The organism is Mycolicibacter sinensis, from assembly GCF_001667945.1.
GTDB classification, from domain to species: domain Bacteria; phylum Actinomycetota; class Actinomycetes; order Mycobacteriales; family Mycobacteriaceae; genus Mycobacterium; species Mycobacterium sinense_B.
This window is the reverse complement of the sequence record NZ_LZJK01000079.1, coordinates 1-26,038: the sequence shown is the minus strand read 5'-3', so window position 1 is coordinate 26,038 and position 26,038 is coordinate 1. Positions and strand designations below refer to the sequence as shown.

Genomic DNA, 26,038 nt, shown 5'->3' with positions numbered 1-26,038 from the left:
ACGACGTGCCGGCGTCATGTGATGCCAGCGTTGATCGTCAGCCTAGCGCACCGGCCCGCGCAGCCCGAACGCTTGTGACCGATCACACGCCGGGAGCGACGCTACGACTGGGCGAATTCGGCCAGGCTGGCCGCCAGCGCGGCCGGGACCCGCGCGCGGATCCGGGTACCGCCCTCACTGTGCTCGGTGTGCTGAACTCTGCCCTGCTCGTGCACCCGCGCCACCAAATCGCCACGGCGGTAAGGGATGACCACGTCTACGGCGGTGTCGACCGGCGCCACCAGCTGTGCCATCCGGTGGCGCAGCGCGTCGATACCGTCACCGGTGCGCGCCGAGACGAAGACCGCCTCCGGCAGCGCGCGGCGCAGCTGGGCCAACGCCAGATCCCCGGCGGCGTCGATCTTGTTGACCACCAGCAGTTCCGGTGCCGGTGTACCGTCGCGCTCGGCGATCACCTCGGAGACCACCTGGCGGACCGCGCTGATCTGAGCCAGTGGGGTGGGGTCGGCGCCGTCGACCACATGCACCAGTAGATCGGCGTCGGCGACTTCCTCCAGCGTGGAACGGAACGCCTCCACCAATTGGGTTGGCAGATGCCGCACGAAACCAACGGTGTCGGTCAGCACGAACGGGCGGTCGTCCTCGAAATACCCACGGCGCGTGGTGGGTTCGAGCGTGGCGAACAGCGCGTCTTGAACCAGCACCCCGGCGCCGGTCAGCGCGTTGAGCAGACTGGACTTGCCGGCGTTGGTGTAGCCCACGATCGCCACCGACGGGACGTCGCTGTGCAGGCGGCGGCTGCGTTGGGTGTCGCGCACCTGCTTCATCGCCTTGATCTCGCGGCGCAGCTTGGCCATCCGCTCCCGGATCCGGCGGCGGTCGGTTTCGATTTTGGTCTCGCCGGGGCCGCGCAACCCCACCCCGCCGCCGCTGCCGCCGGCCCGGCCGCCGGCCTGCCGCGACATCGACTCACCCCAGCCGCGCAGCCGCGGCAGCATGTACTGCATCTGCGCCAGCGCCACCTGGGCCTTGCCTTCGGCGCTGGTGGCGTGCTGGGCGAAGATGTCCAGGATCAGCGCGGTGCGGTCGATCACCTTGACTTTGACCGCCTTTTCCAGCGCAGTCAGCTGCGCCGGGGACAGCTCGCCATCGCAGATGACGGTGTCGGCACCGGTGGCCAGCACCACCTCACGCAACTCGACGGCTTTCCCGGAGCCGATATAGGTCGACGGGTCGGGCCGGTCCCGACGCTGGATCAGCCCTTCAAGCACCTCCGAGCCGGCGGTTTCGGCCAGCGCCGCCAGCTCCACCATGCTGGCGTCGGCCTCGGCGGCGCTGCCCTCGGTCCACACGCCGACCAGCACCACCCGCTCCAGGCGCAGTTGGCGGTACTCGACCTCGGAGACGTCGGCGAGTTCGGTGGACAGCCCCGCGACCCGGCGCAGCGCCGAACGGTCGTCGAGGGCGAGCTCACCGGTGCTGGGGATCTCCGGATAGCTCACTGCGCCGCCCACCACGCCGGTGCGATGTCACCGCGCGCCACCAGTTCCGACGGGCCACGCAGGTAGCTGGTGGCCTCGGTGACGGTCACGGCGACCTGGCCACCCGGGATGTCGACGCGCAGGGTGCCGGTCGAGGCGCCGGCGTGAGCCAACGCGGCCACCGCTGCGGCCACCGTGCCGGTGCCGCAGGACCGGGTCTCCCCCACCCCGCGCTCATGCACCCGCATCGCCACCGCGCCGTCACGCGCCGCGGTCACGATCTCCACGTTCACCCCGTCGGGAAACTGGGCGGCGTCGAACGACACCGGGCCGGCGACGTCCAGCGCGGCCAGCTCCGCGACCGACAGTGCCGGATCCACACACGCCAGGTGCGGGTTGCCGACGTCGACACCCAGCCCGGCGAACCGCCGCCCCCCGACCACGGCGTCGAACGCCGGCCCCCCGCTGCCGAGCCGGTTAGGTTTGCCCATGTCGACGGTGACCTCGGCCCGAACGTCGTCTGCGTGGTGCACGGTCACCGGACGCGGCCCGGCCAGCGACCCCACGACGAACGCGTCGGCCGATTCCAGGCCGGCGGCCCGCAGGTAGTGGGCGAACACCCGGACCCCGTTGCCGCACATCTCGGCCACCGATCCGTCAGCGTTGCGGTAGTCCATGAACCAGTCTTCGGCCGCCACCCCTTCGGGCAGCTGGTCGAGCACACCGGCGCTCGCCGCGGCGCCGGCGGTGGTGACCCGCAACAGGCCGTCGGCGCCCAGCCCGCGGCGCCGGTCGCAGACGGCGGCCACCGCGGCAGCCGTCAGATTCAGTTCCGCGCCCAGGTCCGGCAACACAACGAAGTCGTTCTGGGTGCCGTGACCCTTGGCGAAAAGCATGTGCTCAGGATACGTGCCGCCACGCGGCCAGTGCCGCGTCGAGCAGGCCGTCGGCCGCACCGTCCAACCAGGTGATGCGGTGATCGCGGCGGAACCAGGACCGCTGCCGGCGCACGTAGCGGCGGGTACCGATGAAGGTCTGCTCGCGCGCCGCCGCCAGATCGGCCTCGCCGCCGCCCGCATCGAGCGCGGCGATCACCTGGGCGTAGCCCAGCGCCCGGGCCGCGGTGACCCCGTCGCGCAACCCAGCCGCCAGCAGGGTCTGCACCTCGGCTACCAGCCCCTGGGCGAACATGGTCTCGGTGCGAGCGGCCAGCCGTTCATCAAGAACGGCGGTGTCGCAGTCCAATCCGATGATGACGGTGTCCCAGCGCGGATCGCCGATGCTGGGCGCGGAGGCGGCGAACGGGCGACCGGTCAGCTCGACCACCTCCAGCGCCCGCACGATGCGCCGGCCGTCGGTGGGCAGGATCGCCGCCGCGGCGGCCGGGTCGGCCACCGCCAGTTCGGCGTGCAGCGCGGCCACCCCGACGTCGGCCAGCCGCTGCTCGTAGCGGGCCCGCACCGCCGGATCGGTGGCCGGAAAGGACCAGTCGTCGAGCAGGGCCTGCAGGTAGAGCATCGACCCGCCGACGATGATCGGTACCGCGCCACGCCCCGCGATCGCCTCGACGTCGGCGGCCGCGGCCTGCTGGTAGCGGGCCACGGTCGCGGTCGCGGTGACGTCGAGGACGTCGAGCTGGTGGTGCGGGATGCCGCAGCGCTGGCTGGGCGGCAGCTTGGCGGTGCCGATGTCCATGCCGCGGTAGAGCTGCATGGCGTCGGCATTGACGATCTCCGCCGATTTCCCCGATTCGCCCAGCGCTTCGGCGAGCTCCAGCGCGAGCTGCGACTTGCCGGTGCCGGTCGGCCCGACGACCGCGATCGGCCTCACGGCTGCCAGCTCCCGACGAAGTAGCCGACCCCGTAGGGGGCGTCGCGGTAGAGCTGGGTGACCGCGCGCGGCGGGGTCGCCGCCAGCCCCGCCAGCGCCGCGAATGCCGCCCGCCCGACGATCTGCGGCGGCAAGGCGGCCAGTGCGGCGACGTCGCCGCCGGCCAGGGCGTCGTCGAGGGCCCGCTGGAGATCGACGTCGGCCGGGTGATGCCCGCCCGGTGCCGCCGGGGTCAAGGTGGTGGCGCCGTCGGCGAGCACCAGCACCCCGATCGGCTCGGGTGACTGCTCGATCTCGGCGCGCAGCCGACGGCCGGCGGCCAGCGCCGCCGCCGGCTCGGTGTAGGCGTGCACCACGATCGCGGCCTCCGGCCGGAGCCGCCCGCGCACCCACCCGGCGACCAGGGCGCACAGCGGCAGATCGGTGGGCCGGTCGGCGGCCGGTGACAGCCGCACCGGCACGTCGGCGCCGAATCCCGCGAAGCTGCCGGCAGCGTCGGGCCCGAATACTCCGTCGGCTCCGGCACCCACCGCCACCCAGCGCGCCGGCAGCGATTCGGCGGCGGCCAGGGCCGCGGCCCGCAGCTCGGCCGCCTCGGGAGCGCTACCGGCCAGTTCGGGCACCAGCAGCGGCGCCGACGGGATGATCGCTAGTCCGCCCAGCACGGCACCAAAGTTAGTGGCTCGTCGGAGCCGTCACCGGCGCCAGGTCGGCGCCTCCGGCGTCGGCGACGATGGTGGCGGCCTCACCGCGGGCCAGCGCCGCCGTGGAGATGATGATCAGCGCCGCCCCGATGAGCACCGCGACGTCCTCGGCGCCGCCGGCCTGGATGTGCTCGTTGAGCAGCAGCACGCCCAGCGCGGTGGCCACCAGCGGTTTGGCCACGATCATCGTCGGCATCGACGCGGTCAGCGCCCCGGCCCGAAACGCCGACTGTTGGAAGATCATCCCGGCCAGCGTCGCGGCCAGCCACGGCACCAGCGCCGGCGCCCGCAGCACCGCGGCGAAACCGTCGGCCTTGAGCACCTCGACGAGGACCTTGGTCAGCAGCGCGAACACCGCCAGCGAGGTGCCGGCCACCACCGCCAGCAGCACCGCCGCCGCCGGCCGGCCCCGATAGATCCGGGCGGCCAGCGTGCAGCCCACCAGCACCGCGGCCACCACCACCGACGTCACGATCCAGGTGGCCGCCGGCGCATGCTGTTTGCCCTCGGTCGGGTCGCCGACGACCACCACCACCGCCAGCGCCGCGGCCAGCAGCACGGCCCACATCCACTCCCAGTTGCTCACCCGGCGATGGGTCAGCCAGGCGTAGAGCGGCAGGGCGAACAGCAGCGCGGTCACCTGCAGCCCGGTCACCAGCATCACCGAGCCCACCGCCAACGCCACCGCTTGCAGCGCGTAATTGGCCACCGCGGCGGCGCCGCCGCCCCACCAGCGCAGGTCGCGCAGCGACAACCAGAACAGCTGCAGATGCCCGACCTGTTGATCGGTGATCTCCTGGGCGGACCGCTGGCGGATCACGTCGCCGATCGCGGACGCCAGCGCGGCGCACAGCGCGAGCAGCGCCGCGATGACATTCCCTGTGGACATGGTCCCTCCCTACGATCGCGCAAGAATACCGCCGGCCGGGTGGCAACCGGGCGACGCTAGGCCGCCCCGACGGCGGGATCGTCGTCCACGACCGCTTCACCACGCGACAGCACCGCGACCGCGACGACCAGCACCACCAGCGCCACGGTCAGCAAGAACCCGCCGCCCGGGCCGGGCCGTACCACCTCACCGAGCAGCACCACTCCCAGCGCCGCAGCCACTGTCGGCTCCAGCACCGTCATCGTCGGCAAGGAGGCGGTCAGTGCCCCGGCGCGAAACGACGACTGCTGGAACACGGTACCGGCTACCGCGAGCGCCGCCCACGCATACAGCTCCGGCGAGGCGAGCAGCGGTCGCAGCCCGTGGCCGAGCAACTCGACGACGCCCTTGGTCAGCACGGCGACGACGCCCCAGGACATGGCCGACGCCGCCGCGAGCAGCACTGCCTCCACCCGCCCCGTCGCGACGCGTGCTCCGGCCACGCACAGCACCACCGCCGGCCCCAGGGCGGCGATCACCCAGAACCAGGTGTCGAACGAGGCCCGGGCCTGCCCCGCCGTGGGATGACCGACGGTGATGATCACCGTCTCGGCGGCGACCAGCAGCGCCGCCCACACCCAGACCGACCGGCCCAGCCGCCGCCCGGTCTGCCGGGCGCTGATCGGCAGCGCGAACAGCAACGACGTCACCAGCAGCGACTCCACCAGCAGCACCGAACCCAGGCCGAGCGCGACAGCCTGCAGGACGAAACCCGCTGCGGCCACCAGGCTGCCCAGCCACCAGCGCCGGTCGGCCAGCAACCGGGCGAACAGCCCGAGGTGGCCGATCGACTCGTCGGCGACCCGGTGCGCGCTGCGCTGGTGGATCACGTCACTGATCGCGACGAAAAGCGCCGCACCGAGCGCGAGCAAGACGACGACGGTCTCTTTCGCCACTGGCGGCCTCCCCAAGTCGGCGGTCCCGGAGATGACACCGACCGCGATCGCACAGGCTACCCAGCGTCGGCTCTCCTGCGTCGAGCCTCGCTGAACCGCCCGGCCCACACGGCGCTCCCAGCGTCGGCTTTCCTCCGTCGAGCTTCGCTGAACCGCCCGGCCCACACGGCGCTCCCAGCGTCGGCTCTCCTCCGTCGAGCCTCGCTGAACCGCCCGGCCCACACGGCGCTCCCAGCGTCGGCTCTCCTCCGTCGAGCCTCGCTGAACCGCCGAGTTGGCGGTGCAGCATGGCGGGTAACTGCTTGAATACGCTTGGATACTTCTAGGCAGATCGAAGGCGCCGCGGTGCGCGGCAGATGCGCGGGTCTACCGCGAAGGGTGAGGTGACGACAGCGATGACCATCGACAGCGGTTCGTCCGCCCCCGCTCCACGCCCGGGCCCCCGCCCGGGGCCGCGTCCCGGTCCCAAACCGGGCGCCCGGCCTGGCCCGGTGGTCGCCGCCCCGCCGACCGGCGATCCGCACCGCTTCGGACGGGTCGACGCTGACGGCACGGTATGGCTCGTTACCTCGGCCGGCGAGCGACAGATCGGCTCCTGGCAGGCCGGCGACCCCGAGGCCGCGTTCGCGCACTTCGGCCGGCGGTTCGACGATTTGAGCACCGAAATCACCCTGCTCGAGGAGCGCCTGGCCTCGGGAAGCGGCGACGCCCGCAAGATCAAGGCCTCGGCGACCGCGCTGGCCGAGTCATTGCCGACGGCAAATGTGCTCGGCGACATCGATGCCCTGGCGGCCCGCATCGCCGCGGTCAGCGAGCGCGCCGACGCCGTCGCCGCCGCCAACCGGGCGCAGCGGGACGAGCAACGAGCCGCCGCGACCGCCCGCAAGGAGGCGCTGGCCGCCGAGGCCGAGGAGCTGGCCGCGAACTCCACGCAGTGGAAAGTCGCCGGCGATCGGCTGCGAGCCATCCTCGAGGAGTGGCGCACGATCACCGGGCTGGACCGCAAGACCGACGACGCCTTGTGGAAGCGCTACGCGGCGGCCCGGGACGCATTCAACCGGCGACGCGGGTCGCACTTCGCCGACCTCGACCGCGGCCGAGCCGGGGCGCGCGAGGAGAAGGAACGGTTGTGCAAGCGCGCTGAGGAGCTGGCCGGCTCCACCGACTGGGCGGCCACCAGTGCCGCGTTCCGGGAGCTGCTCAACACCTGGAAAGCGGCCGGGCGGGCCAGCAAGGATGTCGATGAGGCGCTGTGGCAGCGGTTCAAGGCCGCCCAAGACACGTTCTTCGGCGCGCGCAACGCCGCCCACGCCGAACGCGACGCCGAGCTGGTAGCCAACGCCACGGCCAAGGAGGCGCTGCTGGCCGAGGCGGAGCGCATCGACCCGGCCAACCAGAATGCCGCGCGCGCTGCGCTGCGGTCGATCGTCACCAAGTGGGACGCCATCGGCAAGGTCCCCCGGGAGCGCGCCGCCGAGCTGGAGCGGCGACTGCGGACAGTGGAGAAGAAGGTGCGGGACGCCGGCGCCGCCGCCGACGCGTCCGGGGTGGACCCGGAGGCCGAGGCCCGCGCCGCCCAATTCCGTACTCGCGCTGAGCAATTCGAACGTCAGGCACAAAAGGCGGAGGCCGCCGGCCGGACGAAGGAGGCCGCCGAGGCCGCCGCCAGCGCCGAGCAGTGGCGGCAGTGGGCCGAGGCCGCCGAACAGGCGCTCAACCGGCGCTGAGCCGGGCATGTTTGGCGCTCGGGTGCGCCGGGCTAACCCCACAGTGACAAGGACCAATCTCACTGGGGGTATTCATGGCCAGCAATATCACTGCAGCACTCGACGTCAAGCGACCGATCCAGACGGTCTACAACCAATGGACCCAGTTCGAGTCGTTCCCGTTGTTCATGGAGGGCGTTGAGCGCATAGAGCAGCGCGACGACACGCACCTGCACTGGACGATCAAGGTCGGGCCCGCGACCCGGGAGTTCGATGCGACGATCACCGAACAGCATCCCGAAGAGCGGGTGGCCTGGCGATCCGACAACGGGCCCCGCCACGGTGGTGTGGTCACCTTCCACAAGATCGACGAGGACACCACCCGGGTGACCACCCAGATGGACATCGACCCGGATGGCGTCGTGGAGAACGTCGCCGACAAGCTGAACATCCTCGACCACCGTGTCCACGCGGACCTCAAGCGGTTCAAGGACTTCATCGAGAACGTGCCCGTGGAGACCGGCGCGTGGCGCGGCGACGTGCCGCGGCGCTGATGGCCCCGGCCGCGCCGGTGTTTCGCTGGGGCGCCGCCGCGCGGGGCCGTCGGCTGTTCCATCCGGCCGGGGTGTTGGCAACCGGCTTTCTCGAGCGGATCGCCCCCGCCGACGAGGGCCTGCCCGTGGCGTCGTCGGCGGTCGTCGCTCGGATCTCCAAAGGCGCGGGCACCCCGGGGGCGTTGCCCGACGCCGTCGGGTTGGCGCTGCGGGTGCCGGCAGCCCGCCACGGCTCCTGGGACATCCTGCTGGTCTCGGCGGGCTCCGGGGTGCTGGGCCGGGCGGTGGGGCTGCGGCCGGTGGCGTCGTGGGCGGGTCTGAGCATGACGACGCTCATGCCGTTGGGCTACCGGGATAGCCTCTGGTGGCTCCGGGCACGGCTGACCACGCCGGTCCCGGGCTTCGGGCTGGCGCTGGGCAGCGTCCGCGATCAGATCGCGAAGGACCGGGTCTGCTTCGAACTCGAGCAGGCCCACGGCACGGCGGGATTTCGCCCGCTGGCCCACCTGGTGCTCACCGGCCTCGATCACGACGAGGACGTGTCGTTCGACCCGATTGTGAACACTGCGCCCGGGGTGTGCCTGCGTCCCCGATGGCTCGCCGACCTGCGGGCCCAGGCCTATCGGGGCAGCCGCGACGGCCGCGACGCGCCGGCGGCTACTCGCCCGGCGGCTGGTCCTCCGGGCGCCTGAGGTCCTCCAGCAGGCCCCGGGCCTGACGCTGGGCGGTGCTGCGGCGGCGCTGCTCTTCGGCGGCCAACTGCAGCGCGGTGCGCGACCACACCAGCCGGGCCCAATGAAACGTCAGGACGATCACCGTGATCCAGGCCAGGATCAGGCCGATCCCGGGACCCGGATGGCCTTGCACCACGGTCTGGCGCGACCACACCGCCAGCAGCCCAGCCACACTGGCCACCGCCGAACCGGCCAGCGCCACCCAGGCCACCGCCCAGCGGCGGGTCAGCAGGGCCAGCATCGAGAACCCAACCCCGAACACCAGCGCCAGCCACATGAACAGCCGCGACGGCAGCGTCACCAGGGCTTCGTCGGCGCCGTTGGTGGCGAACAGCACATCCCAGCCCCGCACCGCTCCGGTGTGCGGCGCCAGAAACGATGCCAGCAACACGAACACGCCGATCGCGACGACCAAACCCCTACCACCGGGGTCGATTTCGCTGGCCACCCGCCGCTCGGCGGCTTCGATATCGGCCCGGTAGGCCTCGAAGTCGCCCTGCGACCCGGGAGTGTCGGCCGGGCCGCTCACCGCGCCGCCCCCGGCATCTTCGGCATGCCCAGCCCCACGCCGGGTGGGGGGCCGGCCGCGATGTCGCCGGCCCGGGTGCGCCGGTGGCTGTGCAGCGGCCCGTCGGCCAGCAGGTGGTGCGGCGCCGCGCCGGTCACCGTCGTGGCCACCACGTCGCCGGGACGTACCTGCGCATCGCCCGGGGCGAAGTGCACCAACCGGCCATCGCGGGCGCGACCGCTCAACCGCGCCGTCTGCGCGTCCTTGCGCCCCTCCCCGACCGCGACGAGCACCTCGACGGTGCGGCCGATCTGCGCGGTGTTCTCTTCCAGGGAGATCCGCTCCTGCAGGTCGATCAGCCGCTCATAGCGTTGTTGGACCACTTCTTTGGGCAGCTGATCCGGCAGCTCGGCGGCCGGAGTGCCAGGACGCTTGGAGTACTGGAAGGTGAAGGCGGCGGCGAAGCGGGCCGCGGCCACCACCTCCAGGGTGTCCTCGAAGTCGCGCTCGGTCTCGCCGGGAAACCCGACGATCAGGTCGGTGGTGATCGCCGCGTCCGGGATCGCCGCGCGGACCCGGTCGAGGATGCCCAGGTAGCGTTCGGCCCGGTAGGAGCGGCGCATCGCCCGCAGCACGGAGTCCGAACCGGATTGCAGCGGCATGTGCAGCGTCGGACACACGTTCGGCGTCTGGGCCATCGCCTCGATGACGTCGTCGGTGAACTCCGCCGGGTGCGGGGAGGTGAACCGGACCCGCTCCAGGCCCTCGATGTCCCCGCAGGCCCGCAACAGCGCTGCGAACGCGCCGCGGTCGCGCGGCAGCGCCGGGTCGGCGAACGAGACCCCGTAGGCGTTGACGTTCTGGCCCAGCAGCGTCACCTCGAGCACGCCTTGATCGGCCAGCGCGGCGACTTCGGCGAGAATGTCCTCGGGGCTGCGGTCCACCTCGCGGCCCCGCAGCGACGGCACGATGCAGAACGTGCAGGTGTTGTTGCAGCCCACGGAGATGGAAACCCAGGCCGCGTAGGCCGATTCCCGCGCAGCCGGCAGCGACGACGGGAACTCCCGCAGCGATTCGACGATCTCGACCTGGGCGCTGCGGTTGTGCCGGGCCCGCTCCAGCAGCACCGGCAGCGAGCCCAGGTTATGGGTGCCGAACACAACGTCGACCCACGGCGCCCGGCTCAGCACGCCGTCCTTGTCTTTCTGGGCCAGGCAGCCCCCCACCGCGATCTGCATGTCCGGGTTGGCACGCTTGTTCGGCGCCAGGTGGCTCAAGTTGCCGTACAGCTTGTTGTCGGCGTTCTCGCGCACCGCGCAGGTGTTGAACACCACCAGGTCCGCGTCGGCACCCGCGGCGGCGCGGCGGTAACCGGCCTGTTCCAACATGCCGGCGATGCGTTCGGAGTCGTGAACATTCATCTGACAGCCGTAGGTACGCACCTCATAGGTGCGCACCTGTTCGGAAATCACCGGCGAACTCACCCGGACTATGGTACGGCGGCCGCCGATGCCCAGATCGATCGGATTGCGAAGACCGGCGGCGCGCTCATCGGTAGGGTCGGGTGCCATGACCAGCGGCGGGCCGCCCATGATCGCCATCCGGGACGTCAACAAATACTTCGGCGGCCTGCATGTGCTCTCCGACATCAATCTCGACGTCGCCCGCGGCGAGGTGGTGGCCATCCTCGGCCCGTCCGGCTCGGGAAAATCCACCTTGTGCCGCACCATCAACCGACTCGAAACCGTCGACTCGGGCAGCATCACCATCGACGGCCAGCCGCTGCCGGCCGAGGGCGCGCCGCTGGCCCGGTTGCGCGCCCAGGTCGGCATGGTGTTCCAGGCGTTCAACCTGTTTCCGCACAAGACCATCCTCGACAACGTCACACTGGCACCGATGAAGGTGCACAAGACCCCGCGGGCGCAGGCCCAGCGCCGGGCAATGGCACTGCTGGAGCGGGTCGGGGTCGCCGACCAGGCCGGTAAACACCCCGCCCAGCTGTCTGGCGGGCAGCAGCAGCGGGTGGCGATCGCCCGCGCGCTGGCGATGAACCCCAAGGTGATGCTGTTCGACGAGCCGACCAGTGCCCTGGACCCGGAGATGATCAGCGAGGTGCTCGCGGTGATGAGCACGCTGGCCGACGACGGCATGACCATGGTGGTGGTGACCCACGAGATGGGTTTCGCCCGCCGCGCCGCCGATCGGGTGGTGTTCATGGCCGACGGCGCGATCGTCGAAGACGCTCCGCCGGCGGAGTTCTTTTCCGACCCGAAGTCCGCCCGGGCCAAGGACTTTCTCGCCCGGGTCCTCGACCACTGATGCGCGTTAGGCGGCTGCTGGGTGTGCTGACACGGCTGGGTGCGGTGTTGGCGGTGGGGTCGTTGGCGGGGGCCTGCACCGCCCACGACAGCGGCAAGATCACCATCGGTGTGAAGTTCGATCAACCCGGGCTGAGCGTCAAAAGACCCGACGGCACGCTCGGCGGGTTCGACGTCGACGTGGCCCGCTACGTCGCGGGCCGGCTGGGTTACCCGCCCGCGCGCATCGCCTGGATCGAAGCGCCATCCGGCCAACGCGAGATGCTGCTGCGCAACGGGCAGGTCGACTACGTGGTGGCCACCTACTCAATCACCGACGCGCGGCGGGCAAAGGTCGACTTCGCCGGCCCCTACCTGCTGGCCGGGCAGTCCCTGCTGGTGCGGGCCGACAACACCGACATCACCGGCACGGCGTCACTGCAGCGTCACAAGAAGCTGTGTTCGGTGTCCGGATCGACTCCAGCCCAACGGATCAAAGACCGCTACCCGGGCGTGCAGCTGCAGCGCTATGACACCTACTCCGCCTGCGTGGAGGCCCTGCGCAACAACGCCATCGACGCGGTGACCACCGATGACGTGATCCTGGCCGGGTATGCCGCCCAAAGCCCCGGGGCTTTCAAGCTGGTCGGCGGACGGTTCTCGGAGGAGAAGTACGGGATCGGGGTGCGCAAGGGCAACGACAGCCTGCGACAGCGGATCAACGACGCACTCGAACAGATGGAACGCGACGGATCCTGGCGCGCGGCGTTCGTCGACAACTTCGGCCCTGCCGGATTCGCGGTGCCCGATCCCCCGCCGATCCAGCGATGATGTTCGCCGAGTATCGCGACCAGATCCTCGCGGCGTTCACCGTCACCGTCGAGTTGGCGGTGTTGTCCGGGGTCGTGGCCCTGTTCCTGGGCACCGGGCTGGCCGCGATGCGGCTGGCTCCGGTTCCGGCGCTGCGGTGGCTCGGCGCCGGTTACGTCCACCTGGTGCGCAACACCCCGCTGACGCTGCTGTTGCTGCTGTGCTCGTTCGGGCTGGCCCAGACACTGGGTGTGACGCTGACCGACCCGCGCTCGCCGACGTCGATCGACGACAGCAATTTTCGGCTCGCGGTGCTCGGACTGAGCGTGTACACCGCGTCGTTCGTGTGCGAGGCGGTGCGTTCCGGCGTCAACACCGTCGGAATCGGGCAGGCCGAGGCCGCCCGGTCACTCGGGCTGAGCTTCGGCCAGAATTTGCGAATTATATTGTTACCCCAGGCGTTTCGGGCAGTGATCATCCCGCTGGGGTCGGTGCTGATCGCATTGACGAAGAACACCACGCTGGCGTCGGCGATCGGGGTAGCCGAAGCCGCGCTGCTGATGAAGTCGATGACCGAGAACACCGCGGCACTGATCGAGGTGGGCGCCATCTTCGCGGCCGGTTTCGTCGTGCTGACCCTGCCGCTAGGTCTGCTGTTCGGGTACCTGGGCCGGCGCTGGGCGGTGACGCGATGAGGTCGGCGGACCGGGCCACGGTGCTGTTCGACGCACCGGGACCGCGCGCCCGCGCCCGTCACCGCGCCATGTCGGTGGTCACGGTGCTGGCCGCGGGACTGCTGGGGTGGGTGGTGTATTCGCGGCTGGCCGCCAAGGGCCAGCTGGCCGCGGAGAAGTGGACGCCGTTTCTCACCGCCGACCTGTGGCGGACCTATGTGCTGCCCGGGGTGGTGGGCACGCTGACCGCGGCGGCCTGGTCGATCGGGCTGGCGCTGATTCTGGGTGTCAGCCTCGGTGTCGGCCGACTGTCGCGGGTGTGGCCGGTCCGCTGGAGCTGCGCGGTGGTGGTGGAGTTCTTCCGGGCGATCCCGGTGCTGATCATGATGATCTTCGCCTACTTCGTCTACGGCGTCCTGGGCGCGTTCCCGCCGCAGCAGATCGCCCTGGCCGCAGTGGTCACCGGCCTGACGCTCTACAACGGCGCGGTCATCGCCGAGATCGTGCGCGCCGGAGTCAACGCCCTGCCCGGCGGGCAATCCGAGGCGGCCGCCGCGCTAGGCCTGAGCTGGGGCCGTTCGATGCGGCTGGTGCTGCTGCCCCAGGCCGTCACCACCATGCTGCCGGTCCTGGTCTCACAACTGGTGGTGGCGCTCAAGGACACCGCGATCGGCTACCAGATCACGTTCGTGGAAATGGTGCGCCAGGGCACGGTGGTCGGCTCCCAGTACAGCAATTACCTGCCCGCGCTGCTGGTGATCGCGGCGCTGATGATCACCGGAAATCTGGCATTGTCAGCCGGCGCCATCGGGTTGGAGCGCCGGCTGCGCCGTTCGCGGCACAACCCGTTGGAGCCGGCAACGATCGAGCCGGAGGGCGCCCCGGGAGCGCAGGTCGTTTAGGCCCTGCGCGGGCGTGGTTGGGCGTCTAGAGTCGGACTCAACAGCTAGCGACAGGAGACTCTGATGGCTCTCACCCCCAAGGACGCGTTCAACGCCGTCCGTGACATCGCCACGCACGCCGTCGAGAAGGCCTCCGACATCGTCGAGGACGCCGGCGACATCATCCGCGGCGACGTCTCCGGCGGGGTCAGTGCGATCGTCCAGGACTCCATGGAGATCGCCACGCACGCCGTCGAGCGGACCAAGGAGGTCTTCACCGACCGGGACGGGGCCGACGAGGTCGACGAGGTCTGAGCCTTCAGACCCGCCGGCGCTCCCGTTCGGCGGCCAGTGCGTCACGCACCACGTCGTAGGCCATCGACGGGCTGTAGCCGCGGCGGGCCAGCATCGCCACCAGCCGCCGGGTGACGCGCACGTCATCCTCGCCGAGGGTCTCGCGACGGAGTTTGCCAACCACCAGCTGTTCCGCCCGCACGCGCTCGGCGCCGGCGTCGATATCGGCCAGTGCCCCAGCGATGACATCTTCGGCGACGCCCTTGGTGCGCAGTTCGGCAGCCAGCACCTTTTTGCCCTTGCCCGCGTGTTCGCGCCGGGAGCGCACCCACTGCTCGGCGAAATCAGCGTCATCGATCAGGCCGGCTTTGGCCAGCCGGTCGAGCACCCGAGTGCTGACGTCGTCGGGGTAGCCCCGTTTGGTCAGCTGCCCGGCGAGCTCGGCACGGGTGCGCGCCCGCGCGGTGAGCAGGCGAAGGCACAGTGACTTCGCCTGCTCCTCACGCTTGGGTTCGGCCGGCTCAGAAGTCGACGGGAGCGGGCAGGACGTCATCAGCCAAACCATCGGTCAGCACGGCACCGATGCCGAGCTTCTCTTTGATCTTCTTCTCGATCTCGTTGGCCACGTCGACGTTGGTCAGCAGGTAGTTTCGGGCGTTCTCCTTGCCCTGTCCGAGCTGTTCACCGTCATAGGTGAACCAGGAGCCGGACTTGCGGATGAAGCCCTGGTCCACGCCCATGTCGATCAGCGAGCCCTCGCGGCTGATGCCGCGGCCGTAGAGGATGTCGAACTCAGCCTGCTTGAACGGCGGGCTGACCTTGTTCTTGACCACCTTGACCCGGGTGCGGTTGCCGACCGCGTCGGTGCCGTCCTTGAGCGTCTCGATCCGCCGGACGTCCAGGCGAACTGACGCGTAGAACTTCAAAGCCTTTCCGCCCGTGGTTGTTTCAGGCGAATTGTGCACCATCACTCCGTCGACGAAGTAGTTGTGGTTGCCTTCCACCTCGATGTCGAAACGGTGCATCGATCGAGTCGGCGGCTTGACATGGACATCGAGCACCCGAGCCGGCACCAAATGCTGGGTAGGTTCGGCGAACTGCGGCGTCAACGTGCCTTGACCGCGGAACCGCGGCAACAGCTTGTACTCCATCGACGGTGCCATGTAGGGCGCCACCAATTCCTGGAACTTGGCCGTGGCGGCGGTGGAGAACACCAACACCGCCTTGCCGGCCGATCCGGACAACCGCAGCCGCACATCCAGCCCGTGAGTGTCGCGCAGGTAGTCGCACAGCCGGGTTCGGGTGCCTTCCGACATGGCCTCCACGCAGATTTCGATCCGTCCGCTACCACCGGTGGTACGTTCCTGCAATCCCTTGGAGCGCAGCGAGAATGAGCCATCATCCATGTACCAGATGGCCAGCGCCAACGGGGTGAGTGCCTTGAGGTAGTCCTCGGAGAAGAACTTCTTGCCATCCCCGAGGTACACCGCGCGCTGCAGTTCGCCCAGTTCGGGAAGCGGAGTGAAATCGACGAAGTGCGAACCCGCAGCGTTCTCCCGCTTTGAGTGACCGATGTTGCCCATCAGCGCGGTCTTCCACTGCAGGTATTCCAGCTGCTTGGCGCCGTGTCCCAACCGGAACCGGACGCCGTTTCGGTCACGCCGATTGGGTGAGAGGTTTCCATCACCCATCAGTGAACCGAGGACGACCTGGAATTGCTGGTCGCTGAGCAGGTGCGGTTCAGCAGCCAGGACCCGGTCGCCGGCGATCAGTTCGCCGGCCTCGGTCCAGCCGCCCGGGGTGCGGATCAGGTGGTTGGGCGTCGCGGCGAACTGCGATTTGCCGTTACCGCCGGACTTCTCGACGGTGAACTGCAGGAACTTCTCGGCAGGCCCGTTGTCGAACCAGTTCACGATCTTGCGCGGCACCAACTGGTCGGCGATGGGGTCGTAGGACAACACCTCCACGTCCATCTTGTTGTTGACGATCTTGCCGATCTTCTCGGTACTGCCGTCGGCAAGGGTCACCCGGGTGGAATAGTTCATGCACCCGAACATCACTCCGATCTTTTCCCGCAGCTGGTTGATGAAGATCGCGGTGGTGCCCGAATTGTTCAGCGCGCCAGTCATCTTCCGCAGCGCCTGGCTCATCAGCCGAGCCTGCAGGCCGACGTGGCTGTCCCCCATCTCGCCTTCGATCTCCGCGCGCGGCACCAGGGCGGCCACCGAGTCGATGACCAGGATGTCCAGCGCACCGGAACGGATCAGCGTGTCGGCGATCTCCAGCGCCTGTTCCCCGGTGTCGGGCTGGGACACCAGCAGCGAATCGGTGTCCACGCCGAGCTTCTTGGCGTACTCGGGGTCCAGCGCATGCTCGGCGTCGATGAACGCCGCGATCCCGCCGGCGGCCTGGGCATTGGCCACCGCGTGCAGCGCCACCGTGGTCTTACCGGAGGACTCTGGGCCGTAGATCTCGATGACCCGGCCCCGGGGCAGGCCGCCGATGCCCAGCGCCACATCCAGGGCGATCGATCCGGTGGGGATGACCGAGATCGGTTGCCGCACCTCGTCGCCGAGGCGCATCACCGAGCCTTTGCCGAAGTTCTTGTCGATCTGGGCCATCGCCAGTTCGAGTGCCTTTTCGCGATCGGGAGCTTGCGCCATGATGTCTCTCCTGTGGTTCGGTGTTCGGTTGACCGGTTCTCGGTCGGTTGGCCGTGACGCTAGTAGCAGGGTCCGACAACCCGGCGAACTCTCTCCACAGTAGGCGAACGGATGTTCGAATCAAGTCAGACACGCGGCGTGTCGGGGTGTCGATCCCAGGCGGAGTGTTACGCCACCTGCATCACGTGCGCCGAAGCCCCGATGGCGGTGTCCTGCGCGCCCATCATGGTGCGCATGAACTGCTCCTGCTCACGGCGCCCACGCAGCGCCGCGCGGTCTAGCCCGCCGGGCAGGGTCAGCGCCGCAAGACTGCGGGCCAGGTTCACCGGCAGACGCAATACCGGGTACCACGGCAGGACGAATCCCGGCAGCCCCAGTTCCCGCATCGCCCGCGGCCCCAGGAAGCCGCTGGTCACCGACAGGTGCTGCGCCCGGGCGATCCGACGCCGCACCCCGCTCATGCTGCGGTAGTGCCACTGCAGGGGATCGTCGGCCATCGGGACCGCCAGCTGCGGCGTGGATTCGTCGGGCGCCGACAGTGCGCCGAGCGTGTGGTAGAGCACCCGGATGGCGTCGCGGAAGTCGCGAGGCAGCCACTCGTCGTGCACCCCCATCAGCCAGCCGACGTAGCGGGTCAGGTGGGCGATGGCGTCAAGCTCGGCAGGGGGCAGCACCAGCCCCATCCCGAGCCCGCCCGCCGGCGGCGCGATCAGCGCACCCACCAGGGTGGCGGCCATGTCGGTCTGGTTGACCGGCAGGCCCCATTCCTCGCCGCGCCAGTCCGGCAGCGCGGCCACGTGCCGCCGGACGTACTCGTGGATCAATCGGACCCGGATGGTGGCCTGGTAGCCGACGCCGAGGGGCTCCAGGCCGCCCTCGGCGGTGACGTCCAGGGCCCACTGCAGCGTCTCGGCGAACCGCTTGTTCGAGCCCTTCTCCAGCACGCCGGTGCGCAGCAGGGTCTTGTTGAACGAGGAGAACCGGTAACCGCCCAGCAACGAGACGTCCCGGGCGATGTAGGTGCCATCGGCCCCGCCGCGGCGCAACGCCCGCTGCCCGCGGCGCACCAGATCGAGATCGACCCAGTCCGGGATCGGCTCGAATTCGCCGAAGAACTCCCGCAGCGGCTCCGGAGCGTCGGGCACCGACGCCAGCCCGTGGGCCAGGATCCGTTCGAACAGCGGCCGCGCCTCGGTGGTGCTCGACATCCAGTCGACCAGCCGTCGCATCGGCTCGTCGCCGACGTTGAACCCCGCACCGATCTCGTCCCAGCGCTGCGGGGTCGGTTTGGCAACTCCGAGCAGACCGGCAAGCACCCGAATGCCGAACGGAACCGCCCCCGGGGCAGCCGGGTGTCGGGCGGGAATCGGCGAATTCATCGGGTAAGCCTCCAGCGCAACTTTGGATAACACCTGTGTTCCAAACGTAGGCCGCGGGTAGGGTGATGTCAATGAAACGCCCGGAAGTGGTGCGCGATTACGGCGGCATCAGCGCGGTCGACCGCCGCGCCGAACGCCGGGGCAAGCTACTGGCCGCCGGCCGGCGGATCTGGGGTGAATCCGGCCTCAGCGAGGTCACCGTCCGCGGCGTCTGCAGCGCCGCGGGGCTGATCCCGCGCTACTTCTACGAGCAATTCGCCAACCGCGACGCGCTGCTGTTCGCGGTCTCCGACGACGTCCGCGACCAGCTGCTCGACGCGATGGTCACCGCCGGCGTCGGCGACCCGGGCACGCTCACCGACAAACTGCGCTCCGCGCTGACCGCCTTCCTCGACCTCATCGCCGCCGACCCGTACATCCACCGCATCGCCACCAGCGACCTGTCCGGCGTCCCCGGCCTGAGCGAGCACCGCGCCCGCATCCTCGACCTGATCACCGATGCGGTCGTCGAGCACGCTCCCGGCGTCCTCGACGGCGAAGTTCCGCCGCCCGCGGAGTTACGCCGCGGTGCCTTGTTCATCGTCGGCGGCGTCAACCAGATCATCGAAGCCTGGCTGGACAACCCTGTCGAGTCCCCCGCCGAGCTGGCCGCCGTCTGCTCGGATCTGGCCGTCGCCCTGGTCCGCAGCATCGTGCACCCGCACGATCACGCTCACCACTGATCGCGCGGCACGTCGAAGTCCGCGCACAACGCCCACCACACGTCGCGGGGCTCCACCCCGTCCTCGATCGCCTGTGCGGCCGTGCGTCCGCCCACCGCGGACAGCACGTGATCGGTCAGCACCGTGGCGCCGTAGGCCGCCCCGAAGCGCAGCGTGACCCGCTCGTGGAATTCGGTCAGGCGCACGCGTCCCAACCTACTCAGCGCACGAAAGTGCCTCGTGACACACCCGCACCGGGTCGGCCACGTCGGCGGCCCCTTCGGCGGCCCGCCGCGCGGCGTCGCGGTAGCTCGGCGATGCCAGCACGGCGTTCACCGCCTCGGTCAGCGCCGCCGCGCTCAGCGGCCGGATCAGCCGCCCGCTGCCCTGGCGCACCACCCGGTTGGCGATCTCCCACTGGTCGCCCCCGCCGGGCACCACCACCAGCGGCAGCCCCGCCAGCAGCGACTTGGCCACCATGCCGTGCCCGCCGCCGCAGATGACCAGATCGGCGCGGGCCAACAGGTCGTCCTGGCGTCCCAGCCCGGCAACGGCCCACGGCGGCAGGGTCAACTCGGGGCCGTTCAGCCGCGATACCGCGACCCGGGCGCCGTCGGGCAGCCCGTCGCCGGGCACCAGGTGCTGCAACGCCAGCTCGGCCAGCCCGGCCGTCCCGGTCGCCGCCGTGGACGGCGCCACCACCACCAGCGGGCCCGGACCCGGGGGCACCCCGAGCAGCTCCTCGGTGGGTTCGAAGTGCAGTGGTCCGACGACGACCGCCTCGGCAGGCCAGTCCGGGCGGGGCACCTCGAGCGCCGGCAACGTGGCGATCAGGCGCCGCAGCGGCCCGGGGTCGTGGTCCGGCAGACCGATGCCGGCCCGGGCCGCGGCGCGCTGCCGCAGACCGGATCGCACCGACCGGGCGGTCAGCGACCGCATCACCGCATCCCGCACCCGGCCCCGCACGCCCCGGCCGGGCGCCAGCCCGCTGCCGATCGGTGGCAATCCCCTCGACGGGAGGTAGAGCGGGTGCGGGCTGAGTTCGACCCAGGGGATGCCGAGCAGTTCGGCGGCCATGCCCCCGCAGGCGGTGATGACGTCGGAGACCAGCAGGTCCGGCGCCAGCGCCCGCAGCTGCTCGCGGTTCTGCTGCGCCATGCGGGCCGCCCGCTGATGCAGCTTGGCCCCGTCGTCGGTGTCGTCATCGGCGGCGGTGGCATCCAGGCCGAGCAGCTCGGCGGCATCCACTCCGGCGGCGCGCGCCGTGTCCAGCCACTGCACCCCGGTCAGCAACGTCGGCGTGTCCCCGGCCGCGCGGAAGCGCCGGCACAACGCGATCGCCGGGAATGCGTGGCCGGGATCGGGTCCGGCGACTACCACGATGCGCATCGGCCTACCGTGCCACAGCCCCGCAGGCCTAGGCTGGCAGGCATGACCGAACCGAGTGTCCAGCAGACCGAGACGGCCGCCAACATCCGTACAGTCGAGACGTTCCTCGACGCCCTTGCCGACGATGATCTCGACACCGCGGCCGCGGCCCTCGCCGAGGACGTGGTGTATCAGAACGTCGGGCTGCCGACCATTTACGGGCGCAGCGCCACCATCGGGGTGTTCCGCCGAATGGCCGGCCGGGCGGCCTTCGATGTGAAGATCCACCGTATCGCCGCCGACGGCGCGGCCGTGCTCACCGAGCGCACCGATGCGCTGACCTTTGGTCCGCTGCGGCTGCAGTTCTGGGTCTGCGGGGTGTTCGAAGTGCGCAACGGACGTATCACGTTGTGGCGCGACTACTTTGACTTCCTCGATATGTTCAAGGCGACGCTGCGGGCGGTCGCGGCGACCGTCTTCCCGTCGCTACGCCCGACGCTGTAGAACGTAGTGAACACGCGCCGACGCCCCAACGCGCTCCAATACCTCCGGTACTGCTACGGGCGCCCACTGCCGCCGGAGCTGCGGGACTGGGTCCGCAACGACCTGGCCGGCCCGGGTGCCACCGTCCGGATGATCCTGCGCGCCGTCGTGCCGACGACGCTGATCCTGATCCCGTTCTGGCTGTTGCCGGCCGACTTCCTGACGCATGTCACCATGACGTTTCCGATCTGGTTCATGGTGATCCTGTTCGCGCATGCGCTCAACAAGGTGTGGCGCAAGCACATGCTGCGGATGCACGGCCTCGACCCCGAGCTCGCCGACGCACGCAAACGCGAGCGCGACGCCCACATCCACCGGTCTTACGCCGAACGCTACGGCGCGCGGCCGGAATCAGTCGATCAGCGCAGCGACGACATCTAGACGCGGGGCAGCTCGGCGAGTTCGTCGAAGGCCTGCGCCCAACCGAGCATGCGATCGGTCGCGTTGGTCAGCTCCTCGCGGTACCGCTGTTGGGACATCGGCGAATTCACCGGATCCCCCGACGGTGTCGACGACCCGTCGTTGGCTGAGGCGACCAGTTGCGCTGCGGCGGTGACCATTTCGTTGTATTGCCGCACGCCGGCACTCAGCTGGGCGGTGAACGCGTTGATCGTCGGCACCAGGTATTCGCTGGACTGCGCACTGTGCTGCACAGCCCGTTCCATCGACACCACCTGGGCGGCGGTGGCCGCCATCGCCGACGCCGCCCCGTTGACGGCGGCGGTCAGCTCGGCGATCTCATCGTCAGGCAGCAGCCGACCGCGCTCCAGTACGCCCAGCAGCGACACCATGCCGCGCTCGGAGGCGCCCAGCGCGTACATCGCCGGCCGCGCCGCCGAACCGGGCGGCGGCAGGCGCCGTGCGGTGACCGTGCGGACAGCCGGCAGCGGCACCGCGCGCAACCAGCGATACCGCAGCAACAGCAGCGTGGCCGGGGCGGCCGCGCCGGCGGCGATCAGCCCGGTGATCAGCAGCACCCAGACCGGGGTCGCCCACGACGCCAGCACGGCCGTCACCAGCACCCAGAACCCGCAGGCAGCCGCGAAGAACAGCCCCAGGCGCAGCGCCCATCGCCGCTTACGGAGCAATCTGGCCCGCGGGTCGGCGATCGCACTCAGCTTGTCGGCGAGGATGTCGGCGGCCTCGCTGGCACGGTCGACGGCGCGCTGCAGCAGGGCGCCCCGGGCACGGCCTCCGACTCGCACGGCCATCGGCTACCGGTCCAGCGGATTCTCGGGTGTGGGGCTGGCACCCGATTGCGGAGCCGTCGGAGTGGGCGGGGTCGGTGCGGCGGCGGTGCCGCCGGTCGGCAGCGACTCCCCGCGCATCGAGGCGCGGATCTGCTCCAACCGGGAATGGCCGGCCATCTGCACGCCGGCCTGTTCCACCTCGAGCATCCGGCCGGCCACCGTGCCCTGCGCCAGCTCGGCGGCACCGATCGCGTTGGCGTAGCGCCGCTCGATCTTGTCCCGCACCTCGTCGAGGCTGGGGGTGGTCCCGGGCGCGGCGATCTCACTCATCGACCGCAGCGACGCGCTGACCTGCTCCTGCATCTTGGCCTGCTCGAGCTGGCTGAGCAGCTTGGTGCGCTCGGCGATCTTCTGCTGCAACACCATCGCGTTCTGCTCGACGGCCTTCTTGGCCTGCACCGCCGCGGACAGCGCCTGGTCGTGCAGGGTCTTGAGGTCTTCGACGCTCTGTTCGGCGGTGACCAGCTGAGCTGCGAACGCCTCTGCGGCGTTGTTGTATTCGGTCGCCTTGGCGGTGTCGCCTGAGGCGGTGGCCTGGTCGGCCAGGGTGAGCGCCTGACGCACGTTGACCTGAAGCTTCTCGATGTCGGCCAACTGCCGGTTGAGCCGCATCTCCAGCTGCCGCTGATTGCCGATCACCTGGGCGGCCTGCTGGGTGAGTGCCTGGTGCTGACGCTGCGCCTCTTCGATCGCCTGCTGGATCTGCACCTTCGGGTCGGCGTGTTCGTCGATTTTGGCGTTGAACAGCGCCATCACGTACTTCCACGCCTTGACGAACGGGTTGGCCATCAGTCAGCTCCGTCTGGTTGGTCGGATGCGGTATGCCGCTAATTTATCGGTTCGACTGTGCTCGGGTGGAGCTTCGACACGTCACGCCGAGGCCATCGCCCGGATCGGTGGAATCACCACCTTGGTGCTGGCGTCGATGTGGGTGACCCCGATGTTGCGCTCGGCCCGCTCGGTCCGCGCCACCCGGTTGCCGGCATCGAAGAGCACCGCCGACAACGGGATCCGCAACGCCGCGCAGATCGCATTGAGCAGCTCGCTGGAGGCTTCCTTGCGGCCCCGCTCGACCTCCGAGAGGTACCCCAAGCTGACCCGCGCCGCGTCCGACACCTCACGCAGTGTTCGCCCCTGCGCCGTCCGGGCCTGGCGCAGCACCTCGCCGACCGATTCCCGCAGCAATGTCGTCATCGTGCACTCCTTAATCGGATCAAGCTGGAACACCGACAGTCACCAAGCTCAACGCCGCGACGCTCATCCGGGTTCCCGGCTCGTCGGTTTCATCGGCTCTGCTCCGTCGAACCTGGCTGAACCGCTGAACCGCCGGTCAGCTCCGGTCCGGTTCCCTCAGATCAGCCACCGCCGACATCACGTAATCCACGCCGGTCACCACCGTGAGCACCACAGCGGCGGCCATCACCACCCAGGCCGTCACCAGCCAGGGACCGGTCAGCGGCAGGACCAGCAGCCCAATCCCGACCGCCTGCACCAGCGTCTTGAGTTTTCCGCCGCGGCTGGCCGGGATCACCCCGCGGTGCAGCACCGCGAACCGCAGCACAGTGATCCCGATCTCTCGGGCCAGCACCAGCACCGTCACCCACCACCACAGGTCGCCGAGCATCGACAGCCCGATCAACGCGGCACCGATCAGTGCCTTGTCGGCAATCGGGTCGGCCAGGGTGCCGAAGTCGGTCACCATCCCGTAGTTGCGGGCCAGGGCACCGTCGAGCCGGTCGGTGACGATGGCCACCGCGAAGATGACGAACGCCGCGATGCGGGTGTTGGCGTCATGGCCGTCCTGGGCGAACAGCGCCAGCAGAAAGACCGGGACCAACAACAACCGCATGACGGTCAGCGCGTTGGCCAGATTGATCACGGGGACGCGCGTCACCGCCGGACCGGTTTGAGGTTGCCCCGACACGGCAGACAGAATATCGGTTACCCAGGCTGGAGTGAGAAACCGATACTGTGCATCTGTGCACCTCGCGGCTGATCCGGCCCAGCGGCCCCTGATCCGCCGCGCGCGGACATCGGATGTCCCGGCGATCAAGAAGCTCGTCGACATCTACGCCGGCAAGATCCTGCTGGAGAAGAACCTCGTCACGCTCTACGAGGCGGTGCAGGAGTTCTGGGTGGCCGAGGACCCCGAACGGGGCGTAGTGGGCTGCGGGGCCCTGCACGTGCTGTGGTCGGATCTCGGTGAGGTGCGCACCATCGCGGTGGACCCGACCTTGACCGGCCGCGGAATCGGGCATGCGCTCGTCGACCGCCTGTTGCAGGTCGCCCGCGACCTGCAGTTGCAGCGGTTGTTCGTGCTGACCTTCGAAACGGCCTTCTTCGCCCGGCACGGCTTCACCGAGATCGACGGAACGCCGGTCACCGCCGAGGTGTACGAGGAGATGCAGCGCTCCTACGACGTCGGGGTGGCCGAATTCCTCGACCTGAGCTACGTCAAGCCGAACACCCTGGGCAACACCCGGATGCTGCTGATTCTCTAATCGGCCAGGACGCCGGTTGCCCGGCGGGCCGAGCCGATGAGGAAGCTGAATTGCCCGTCGGATTCCATCCGGCCCTCACGCACGACGGCGAGGTCGGCGATTCCCTGTTTGCGGGCCTGCTCGCGAACCTGTTCCTCGGTGATCATCTCTTTGCGCATATTGGCGTAGAGGAATTCGCCGTGGTGAACCACCAGCAGCGGCCCGGGCCGCAGCAGCCTCGCCACGCCGGGCCAGCGGTGCGCCATCCAGTTGAGCAGGTAGGACCAGCCGATGATCACGCCGACGAGCAGGATGCCGTCGCTGATCGATCGGTAGCCGCCCGCCATCCCGTTCTGCGCGGCGTCGGCGATCAGCACCACGACGATCAGGTCCGTGATGCCGTTGGTGCCCGCCTCGCGTTTCAATACCACCCGCAGCAACGCGTAGATCGCGATATAGATGACGGTTCCGCGGACGATGATCTCCGACGGCGGGGTATCGAAAGCAAACAGGCGTGCCCAATCCACGTGGCGAGATTACGCGCCCGGCCCGGTCCGCGAAAACCGCTGGTGTCCGGTCCGTGTCCGATCTGTGTCTTAGGGGTGTCTGCACCGGCCGGCTGCCGCTGAGTGGGACCCGCTCGGCGCCTGGGTAGGCGGCCTAGAACTCGGCGTCGGAGTCGTCGTCACCATCATCCGGGTCGCCGCCACCGCGGATGGCCATCAAGGTGGCGGCCAGCTCGTCGGGCTTGACCAGCACCTGCCGGGCCTTGGAGCCCTCGGATGGGCCGACGATGCTGCGGGTCTCCATCAGGTCCATCAGCCGGCCCGCCTTGGCGAAGCCGACCCGCAACTTGCGCTGCAGCATCGAGGTCGAGCCGAACTGGCTGGACACCACCAGCTCGACGGCCTGCAGGAAGACCTCCATGTCGTCGCCGATGTCGGGGTCGACATCAGTGCGTTCGCCGCTCGGCTTGGCGGTGGTGACACCCTCGGTGTACTCGGGTTCGGCCTGGTCCTTGCAGGCGGTGACGACGGCGTGGATCTCCTCGTCGGTGATGAACGCGCCCTGCAGCCGGATCGGCTTGTTGGCGCCCATCGGCAGGAACAGCCCGTCGCCCATCCCGATCAGCTTCTCCGCGCCGCAGGCATTCACCTGGTGCTGGCCACCCAGCGGCCCTCGGTGGACGTCGTCACCGGCCTGATCAAGACCAACGTGCCGTCCCGGCTGGCGTTCGCCACCTCGTCGCTGACCGACTCGCGGGTGATCCTGGACCAGGCCGGCGCGGAGAAGCTGATCGGGATGGGCGACGGGCTGTTCCTGCCGATGGGCGCCAACAAGCCGATCCGGCTGCAGG

General features: G+C 69.9%; 31 protein-coding genes and 1 pseudogene. 13 read left to right on the top strand and 19 right to left on the bottom strand.

Going from position 1 to position 26,038, the window contains the following annotated elements; translation table 11 throughout:
- Positions 1 to 101: 101 nt before the first annotated feature.
- Genes hflX through A5694_RS11150 form a run of 6 tightly spaced genes read right to left on the bottom strand, consistent with a single transcriptional unit; the run spans position 102 to position 5,839 of the window.
- Positions 102 to 1,502: a GTPase HflX gene (gene hflX / locus A5694_RS11175; RefSeq protein ID WP_064921920.1), complete on the bottom strand. Its 1,401-nt coding sequence runs from the start codon at positions 1,500 to 1,502 to the stop codon at positions 102 to 104.
- On the bottom strand, positions 1,499 to 2,377 hold the full coding sequence (gene dapF / locus A5694_RS11170) for a diaminopimelate epimerase (RefSeq protein ID WP_064921904.1): 879 nt from the start codon (positions 2,375 to 2,377) through the stop codon (positions 1,499 to 1,501). The genes hflX and dapF overlap by 4 nt, the downstream gene beginning before the upstream one ends.
- Before the next feature lie 4 nt (positions 2,378 to 2,381).
- Complete coding sequence (gene miaA, locus A5694_RS11165) at positions 2,382 to 3,311, bottom strand: tRNA (adenosine(37)-N6)-dimethylallyltransferase MiaA (RefSeq protein ID WP_064921903.1); 930 nt, start codon at positions 3,309 to 3,311, stop codon at positions 2,382 to 2,384.
- Positions 3,308 to 3,976 carry a hypothetical protein gene (locus A5694_RS11160; RefSeq protein ID WP_064921902.1) on the bottom strand — a complete coding sequence of 223 codons (669 nt, stop codon included), beginning with the start codon at positions 3,974 to 3,976 and terminating at the stop codon, positions 3,308 to 3,310. The genes miaA and A5694_RS11160 overlap by 4 nt, the downstream gene beginning before the upstream one ends.
- Positions 3,977 to 3,986: 10 nt before the next feature.
- Positions 3,987 to 4,904 (bottom strand): DMT family transporter, encoded by a 918-nt coding sequence (locus A5694_RS11155; protein WP_064921901.1) that lies wholly within the window; start codon positions 4,902 to 4,904, stop codon positions 3,987 to 3,989.
- 56 nt (positions 4,905 to 4,960) lie between these two features.
- Entirely contained in the window at positions 4,961 to 5,839 is an 879-nt protein-coding gene (locus A5694_RS11150; RefSeq protein ID WP_064921900.1) for a DMT family transporter, read from the bottom strand.
- Between the two features lie 395 nt (positions 5,840 to 6,234).
- Between A5694_RS11150 and A5694_RS11145 the strand changes: the two genes are divergently transcribed.
- The 3 genes from A5694_RS11145 (at position 6,235) to A5694_RS11135 (ending at position 8,791) form a co-directional block, all read left to right on the top strand.
- Entirely contained in the window at positions 6,235 to 7,566 is a 1,332-nt protein-coding gene (locus tag A5694_RS11145) for a DUF349 domain-containing protein (protein WP_082952626.1), read from the top strand.
- A 74-nt stretch (positions 7,567 to 7,640) separates the two neighbouring features.
- A complete protein-coding gene (locus tag A5694_RS11140) occupies positions 7,641 to 8,099 on the top strand; it encodes an SRPBCC family protein (RefSeq protein WP_064921898.1) in 459 nt (152 codons plus the stop codon).
- The gene (locus tag A5694_RS11135; RefSeq protein ID WP_064921919.1) at positions 8,099 to 8,791 is read left to right on the top strand and encodes a hypothetical protein; all 693 of its coding nucleotides are present in this window, start codon (positions 8,099 to 8,101) and stop codon (positions 8,789 to 8,791) included. Before A5694_RS11140 ends, A5694_RS11135 begins: the two co-directional genes overlap by 1 nt.
- On the opposite strand, the gene A5694_RS11130 is transcribed toward A5694_RS11135, so the two are convergent.
- Together A5694_RS11130 and miaB are read right to left on the bottom strand one after the other, a co-directional pair.
- Positions 8,757 to 9,362 (bottom strand): Rv2732c family membrane protein, encoded by a 606-nt coding sequence (locus A5694_RS11130; protein ID WP_064921897.1) that lies wholly within the window; start codon positions 9,360 to 9,362, stop codon positions 8,757 to 8,759. The genes A5694_RS11135 and A5694_RS11130 overlap by 35 nt on opposite strands.
- Positions 9,359 to 10,852, bottom strand: a complete 1,494-nt coding sequence (gene miaB / locus A5694_RS11125; protein WP_064921918.1) for a tRNA (N6-isopentenyl adenosine(37)-C2)-methylthiotransferase MiaB — start codon at positions 10,850 to 10,852, stop codon at positions 9,359 to 9,361. The genes A5694_RS11130 and miaB overlap by 4 nt, the downstream gene beginning before the upstream one ends.
- Before the next feature lie 58 nt (positions 10,853 to 10,910).
- On the opposite strand from miaB, the gene A5694_RS11120 reads away from it, so the two are divergent.
- The 5 genes from A5694_RS11120 to A5694_RS11100 all read left to right on the top strand — a co-directional run bounded on the left by A5694_RS11120 (position 10,911) and on the right by A5694_RS11100 (position 14,318).
- The gene (locus A5694_RS11120; protein WP_064921896.1) at positions 10,911 to 11,660 is read left to right on the top strand and encodes an amino acid ABC transporter ATP-binding protein; all 750 of its coding nucleotides are present in this window, start codon (positions 10,911 to 10,913) and stop codon (positions 11,658 to 11,660) included.
- Positions 11,660 to 12,469, top strand: coding sequence for a glutamate ABC transporter substrate-binding protein (locus tag A5694_RS11115; RefSeq protein ID WP_064921895.1), 810 nt, complete (start codon positions 11,660 to 11,662; stop codon positions 12,467 to 12,469). The genes A5694_RS11120 and A5694_RS11115 overlap by 1 nt, the downstream gene beginning before the upstream one ends.
- On the top strand, positions 12,466 to 13,143 hold the full coding sequence (locus A5694_RS11110) for an amino acid ABC transporter permease (RefSeq protein WP_064921894.1): 678 nt from the start codon (positions 12,466 to 12,468) through the stop codon (positions 13,141 to 13,143). Before A5694_RS11115 ends, A5694_RS11110 begins: the two co-directional genes overlap by 4 nt.
- A complete protein-coding gene (locus A5694_RS11105; protein WP_064921893.1) occupies positions 13,140 to 14,024 on the top strand; it encodes an amino acid ABC transporter permease in 885 nt (294 codons plus the stop codon). The genes A5694_RS11110 and A5694_RS11105 overlap by 4 nt, the downstream gene beginning before the upstream one ends.
- 63 nt (positions 14,025 to 14,087) lie before the next feature.
- Positions 14,088 to 14,318 carry a hypothetical protein gene (locus A5694_RS11100; RefSeq protein ID WP_064921892.1) on the top strand — a complete coding sequence of 77 codons (231 nt, stop codon included), beginning with the start codon at positions 14,088 to 14,090 and terminating at the stop codon, positions 14,316 to 14,318.
- 4 nt (positions 14,319 to 14,322) lie between these two features.
- Here A5694_RS11100 and recX read toward each other — a convergent pair whose 3' ends face one another.
- From recX to A5694_RS11085, 3 genes are all read right to left on the bottom strand, one after another.
- Positions 14,323 to 14,853 carry a recombination regulator RecX gene (gene recX / locus A5694_RS11095; protein WP_109535668.1) on the bottom strand — a complete coding sequence of 177 codons (531 nt, stop codon included), beginning with the start codon at positions 14,851 to 14,853 and terminating at the stop codon, positions 14,323 to 14,325.
- Positions 14,819 to 16,960, bottom strand: coding sequence for an intein-containing recombinase RecA (gene recA, locus A5694_RS11090; RefSeq protein WP_064921890.1), 2,142 nt, complete (start codon positions 16,958 to 16,960; stop codon positions 14,819 to 14,821). Before recA ends, recX begins: the two co-directional genes overlap by 35 nt.
- 167 nt (positions 16,961 to 17,127) lie before the next feature.
- Complete coding sequence (locus A5694_RS11085) at positions 17,128 to 18,339, bottom strand: oxygenase MpaB family protein (protein WP_064921917.1); 1,212 nt, start codon at positions 18,337 to 18,339, stop codon at positions 17,128 to 17,130.
- 71 nt (positions 18,340 to 18,410) lie between these two features.
- Here A5694_RS11085 and A5694_RS11080 point away from each other — a divergent pair, with 71 nt between their 5' ends.
- Positions 18,411 to 19,061 (top strand): TetR/AcrR family transcriptional regulator, encoded by a 651-nt coding sequence (locus A5694_RS11080; protein WP_064921889.1) that lies wholly within the window; start codon positions 18,411 to 18,413, stop codon positions 19,059 to 19,061.
- On the opposite strand, the gene A5694_RS11075 is transcribed toward A5694_RS11080, so the two are convergent.
- Complete coding sequence (locus A5694_RS11075) at positions 19,052 to 19,246, bottom strand: DUF3046 domain-containing protein (RefSeq protein WP_064921888.1); 195 nt, start codon at positions 19,244 to 19,246, stop codon at positions 19,052 to 19,054. The genes A5694_RS11080 and A5694_RS11075 overlap by 10 nt on opposite strands.
- A gap of 10 nt (positions 19,247 to 19,256) precedes the next feature.
- Complete coding sequence (locus A5694_RS11070; protein WP_064921887.1) at positions 19,257 to 20,429, bottom strand: glycosyltransferase; 1,173 nt, start codon at positions 20,427 to 20,429, stop codon at positions 19,257 to 19,259.
- Between the two features lie 42 nt (positions 20,430 to 20,471).
- Here A5694_RS11070 and A5694_RS11065 point away from each other — a divergent pair, with 42 nt between their 5' ends.
- Positions 20,472 to 20,912, top strand: coding sequence for a limonene-1,2-epoxide hydrolase family protein (locus tag A5694_RS11065; RefSeq protein ID WP_064921886.1), 441 nt, complete (start codon positions 20,472 to 20,474; stop codon positions 20,910 to 20,912).
- A 6-nt stretch (positions 20,913 to 20,918) separates the two neighbouring features.
- Positions 20,919 to 21,332: a DUF5313 domain-containing protein gene (locus A5694_RS11060; RefSeq protein WP_064921885.1), complete on the top strand. Its 414-nt coding sequence runs from the start codon at positions 20,919 to 20,921 to the stop codon at positions 21,330 to 21,332.
- Here A5694_RS11060 and pspM read toward each other — a convergent pair.
- The 4 genes from pspM to pgsA all read right to left on the bottom strand — a co-directional run bounded on the left by pspM (position 21,329) and on the right by pgsA (position 24,125).
- Positions 21,329 to 22,162, bottom strand: a complete 834-nt coding sequence (gene pspM / locus A5694_RS11055) for a phage shock envelope stress response protein PspM (RefSeq protein ID WP_064921884.1) — start codon at positions 22,160 to 22,162, stop codon at positions 21,329 to 21,331. The two genes, A5694_RS11060 and pspM, sit on opposite strands and share 4 nt — an antisense overlap.
- Positions 22,163 to 22,165: 3 nt before the next feature.
- Positions 22,166 to 22,990, bottom strand: a complete 825-nt coding sequence (gene pspA / locus A5694_RS11050) for a phage shock protein PspA (RefSeq protein ID WP_064921883.1) — start codon at positions 22,988 to 22,990, stop codon at positions 22,166 to 22,168.
- 81 nt (positions 22,991 to 23,071) lie between these two features.
- Positions 23,072 to 23,395 (bottom strand): transcriptional regulator ClgR, encoded by a 324-nt coding sequence (gene clgR, locus A5694_RS11045; protein WP_064921882.1) that lies wholly within the window; start codon positions 23,393 to 23,395, stop codon positions 23,072 to 23,074.
- Positions 23,396 to 23,531: 136 nt separating this feature from the next.
- Positions 23,532 to 24,125 (bottom strand): CDP-diacylglycerol--glycerol-3-phosphate 3-phosphatidyltransferase, encoded by a 594-nt coding sequence (gene pgsA / locus A5694_RS11040; RefSeq protein ID WP_064921881.1) that lies wholly within the window; start codon positions 24,123 to 24,125, stop codon positions 23,532 to 23,534.
- A 55-nt stretch (positions 24,126 to 24,180) separates the two neighbouring features.
- Here pgsA and A5694_RS11035 point away from each other — a divergent pair, with 55 nt between their 5' ends.
- Entirely contained in the window at positions 24,181 to 24,702 is a 522-nt protein-coding gene (locus tag A5694_RS11035) for an amino-acid N-acetyltransferase (RefSeq protein ID WP_109535664.1), read from the top strand.
- Here the strand turns inward: A5694_RS11035 and A5694_RS11030 are convergent.
- Together A5694_RS11030 and A5694_RS11025 are read right to left on the bottom strand one after the other, a co-directional pair.
- Entirely contained in the window at positions 24,699 to 25,208 is a 510-nt protein-coding gene (locus tag A5694_RS11030; protein ID WP_064921880.1) for a DUF421 domain-containing protein, read from the bottom strand. The genes A5694_RS11035 and A5694_RS11030 overlap by 4 nt on opposite strands.
- Positions 25,209 to 25,341: 133 nt before the next feature.
- Positions 25,342 to 25,836 (bottom strand): annotated as a pseudogene (locus A5694_RS11025) (DNA translocase FtsK); the annotation flags it as partial.
- A 3-nt stretch (positions 25,837 to 25,839) separates the two neighbouring features.
- Between A5694_RS11025 and A5694_RS11020 the strand changes: the two are divergent.
- Positions 25,840 to 26,038 (top strand): hypothetical protein (locus A5694_RS11020; RefSeq protein WP_428844271.1); only part of this gene is annotated, 199 nt, incomplete at its 3' end.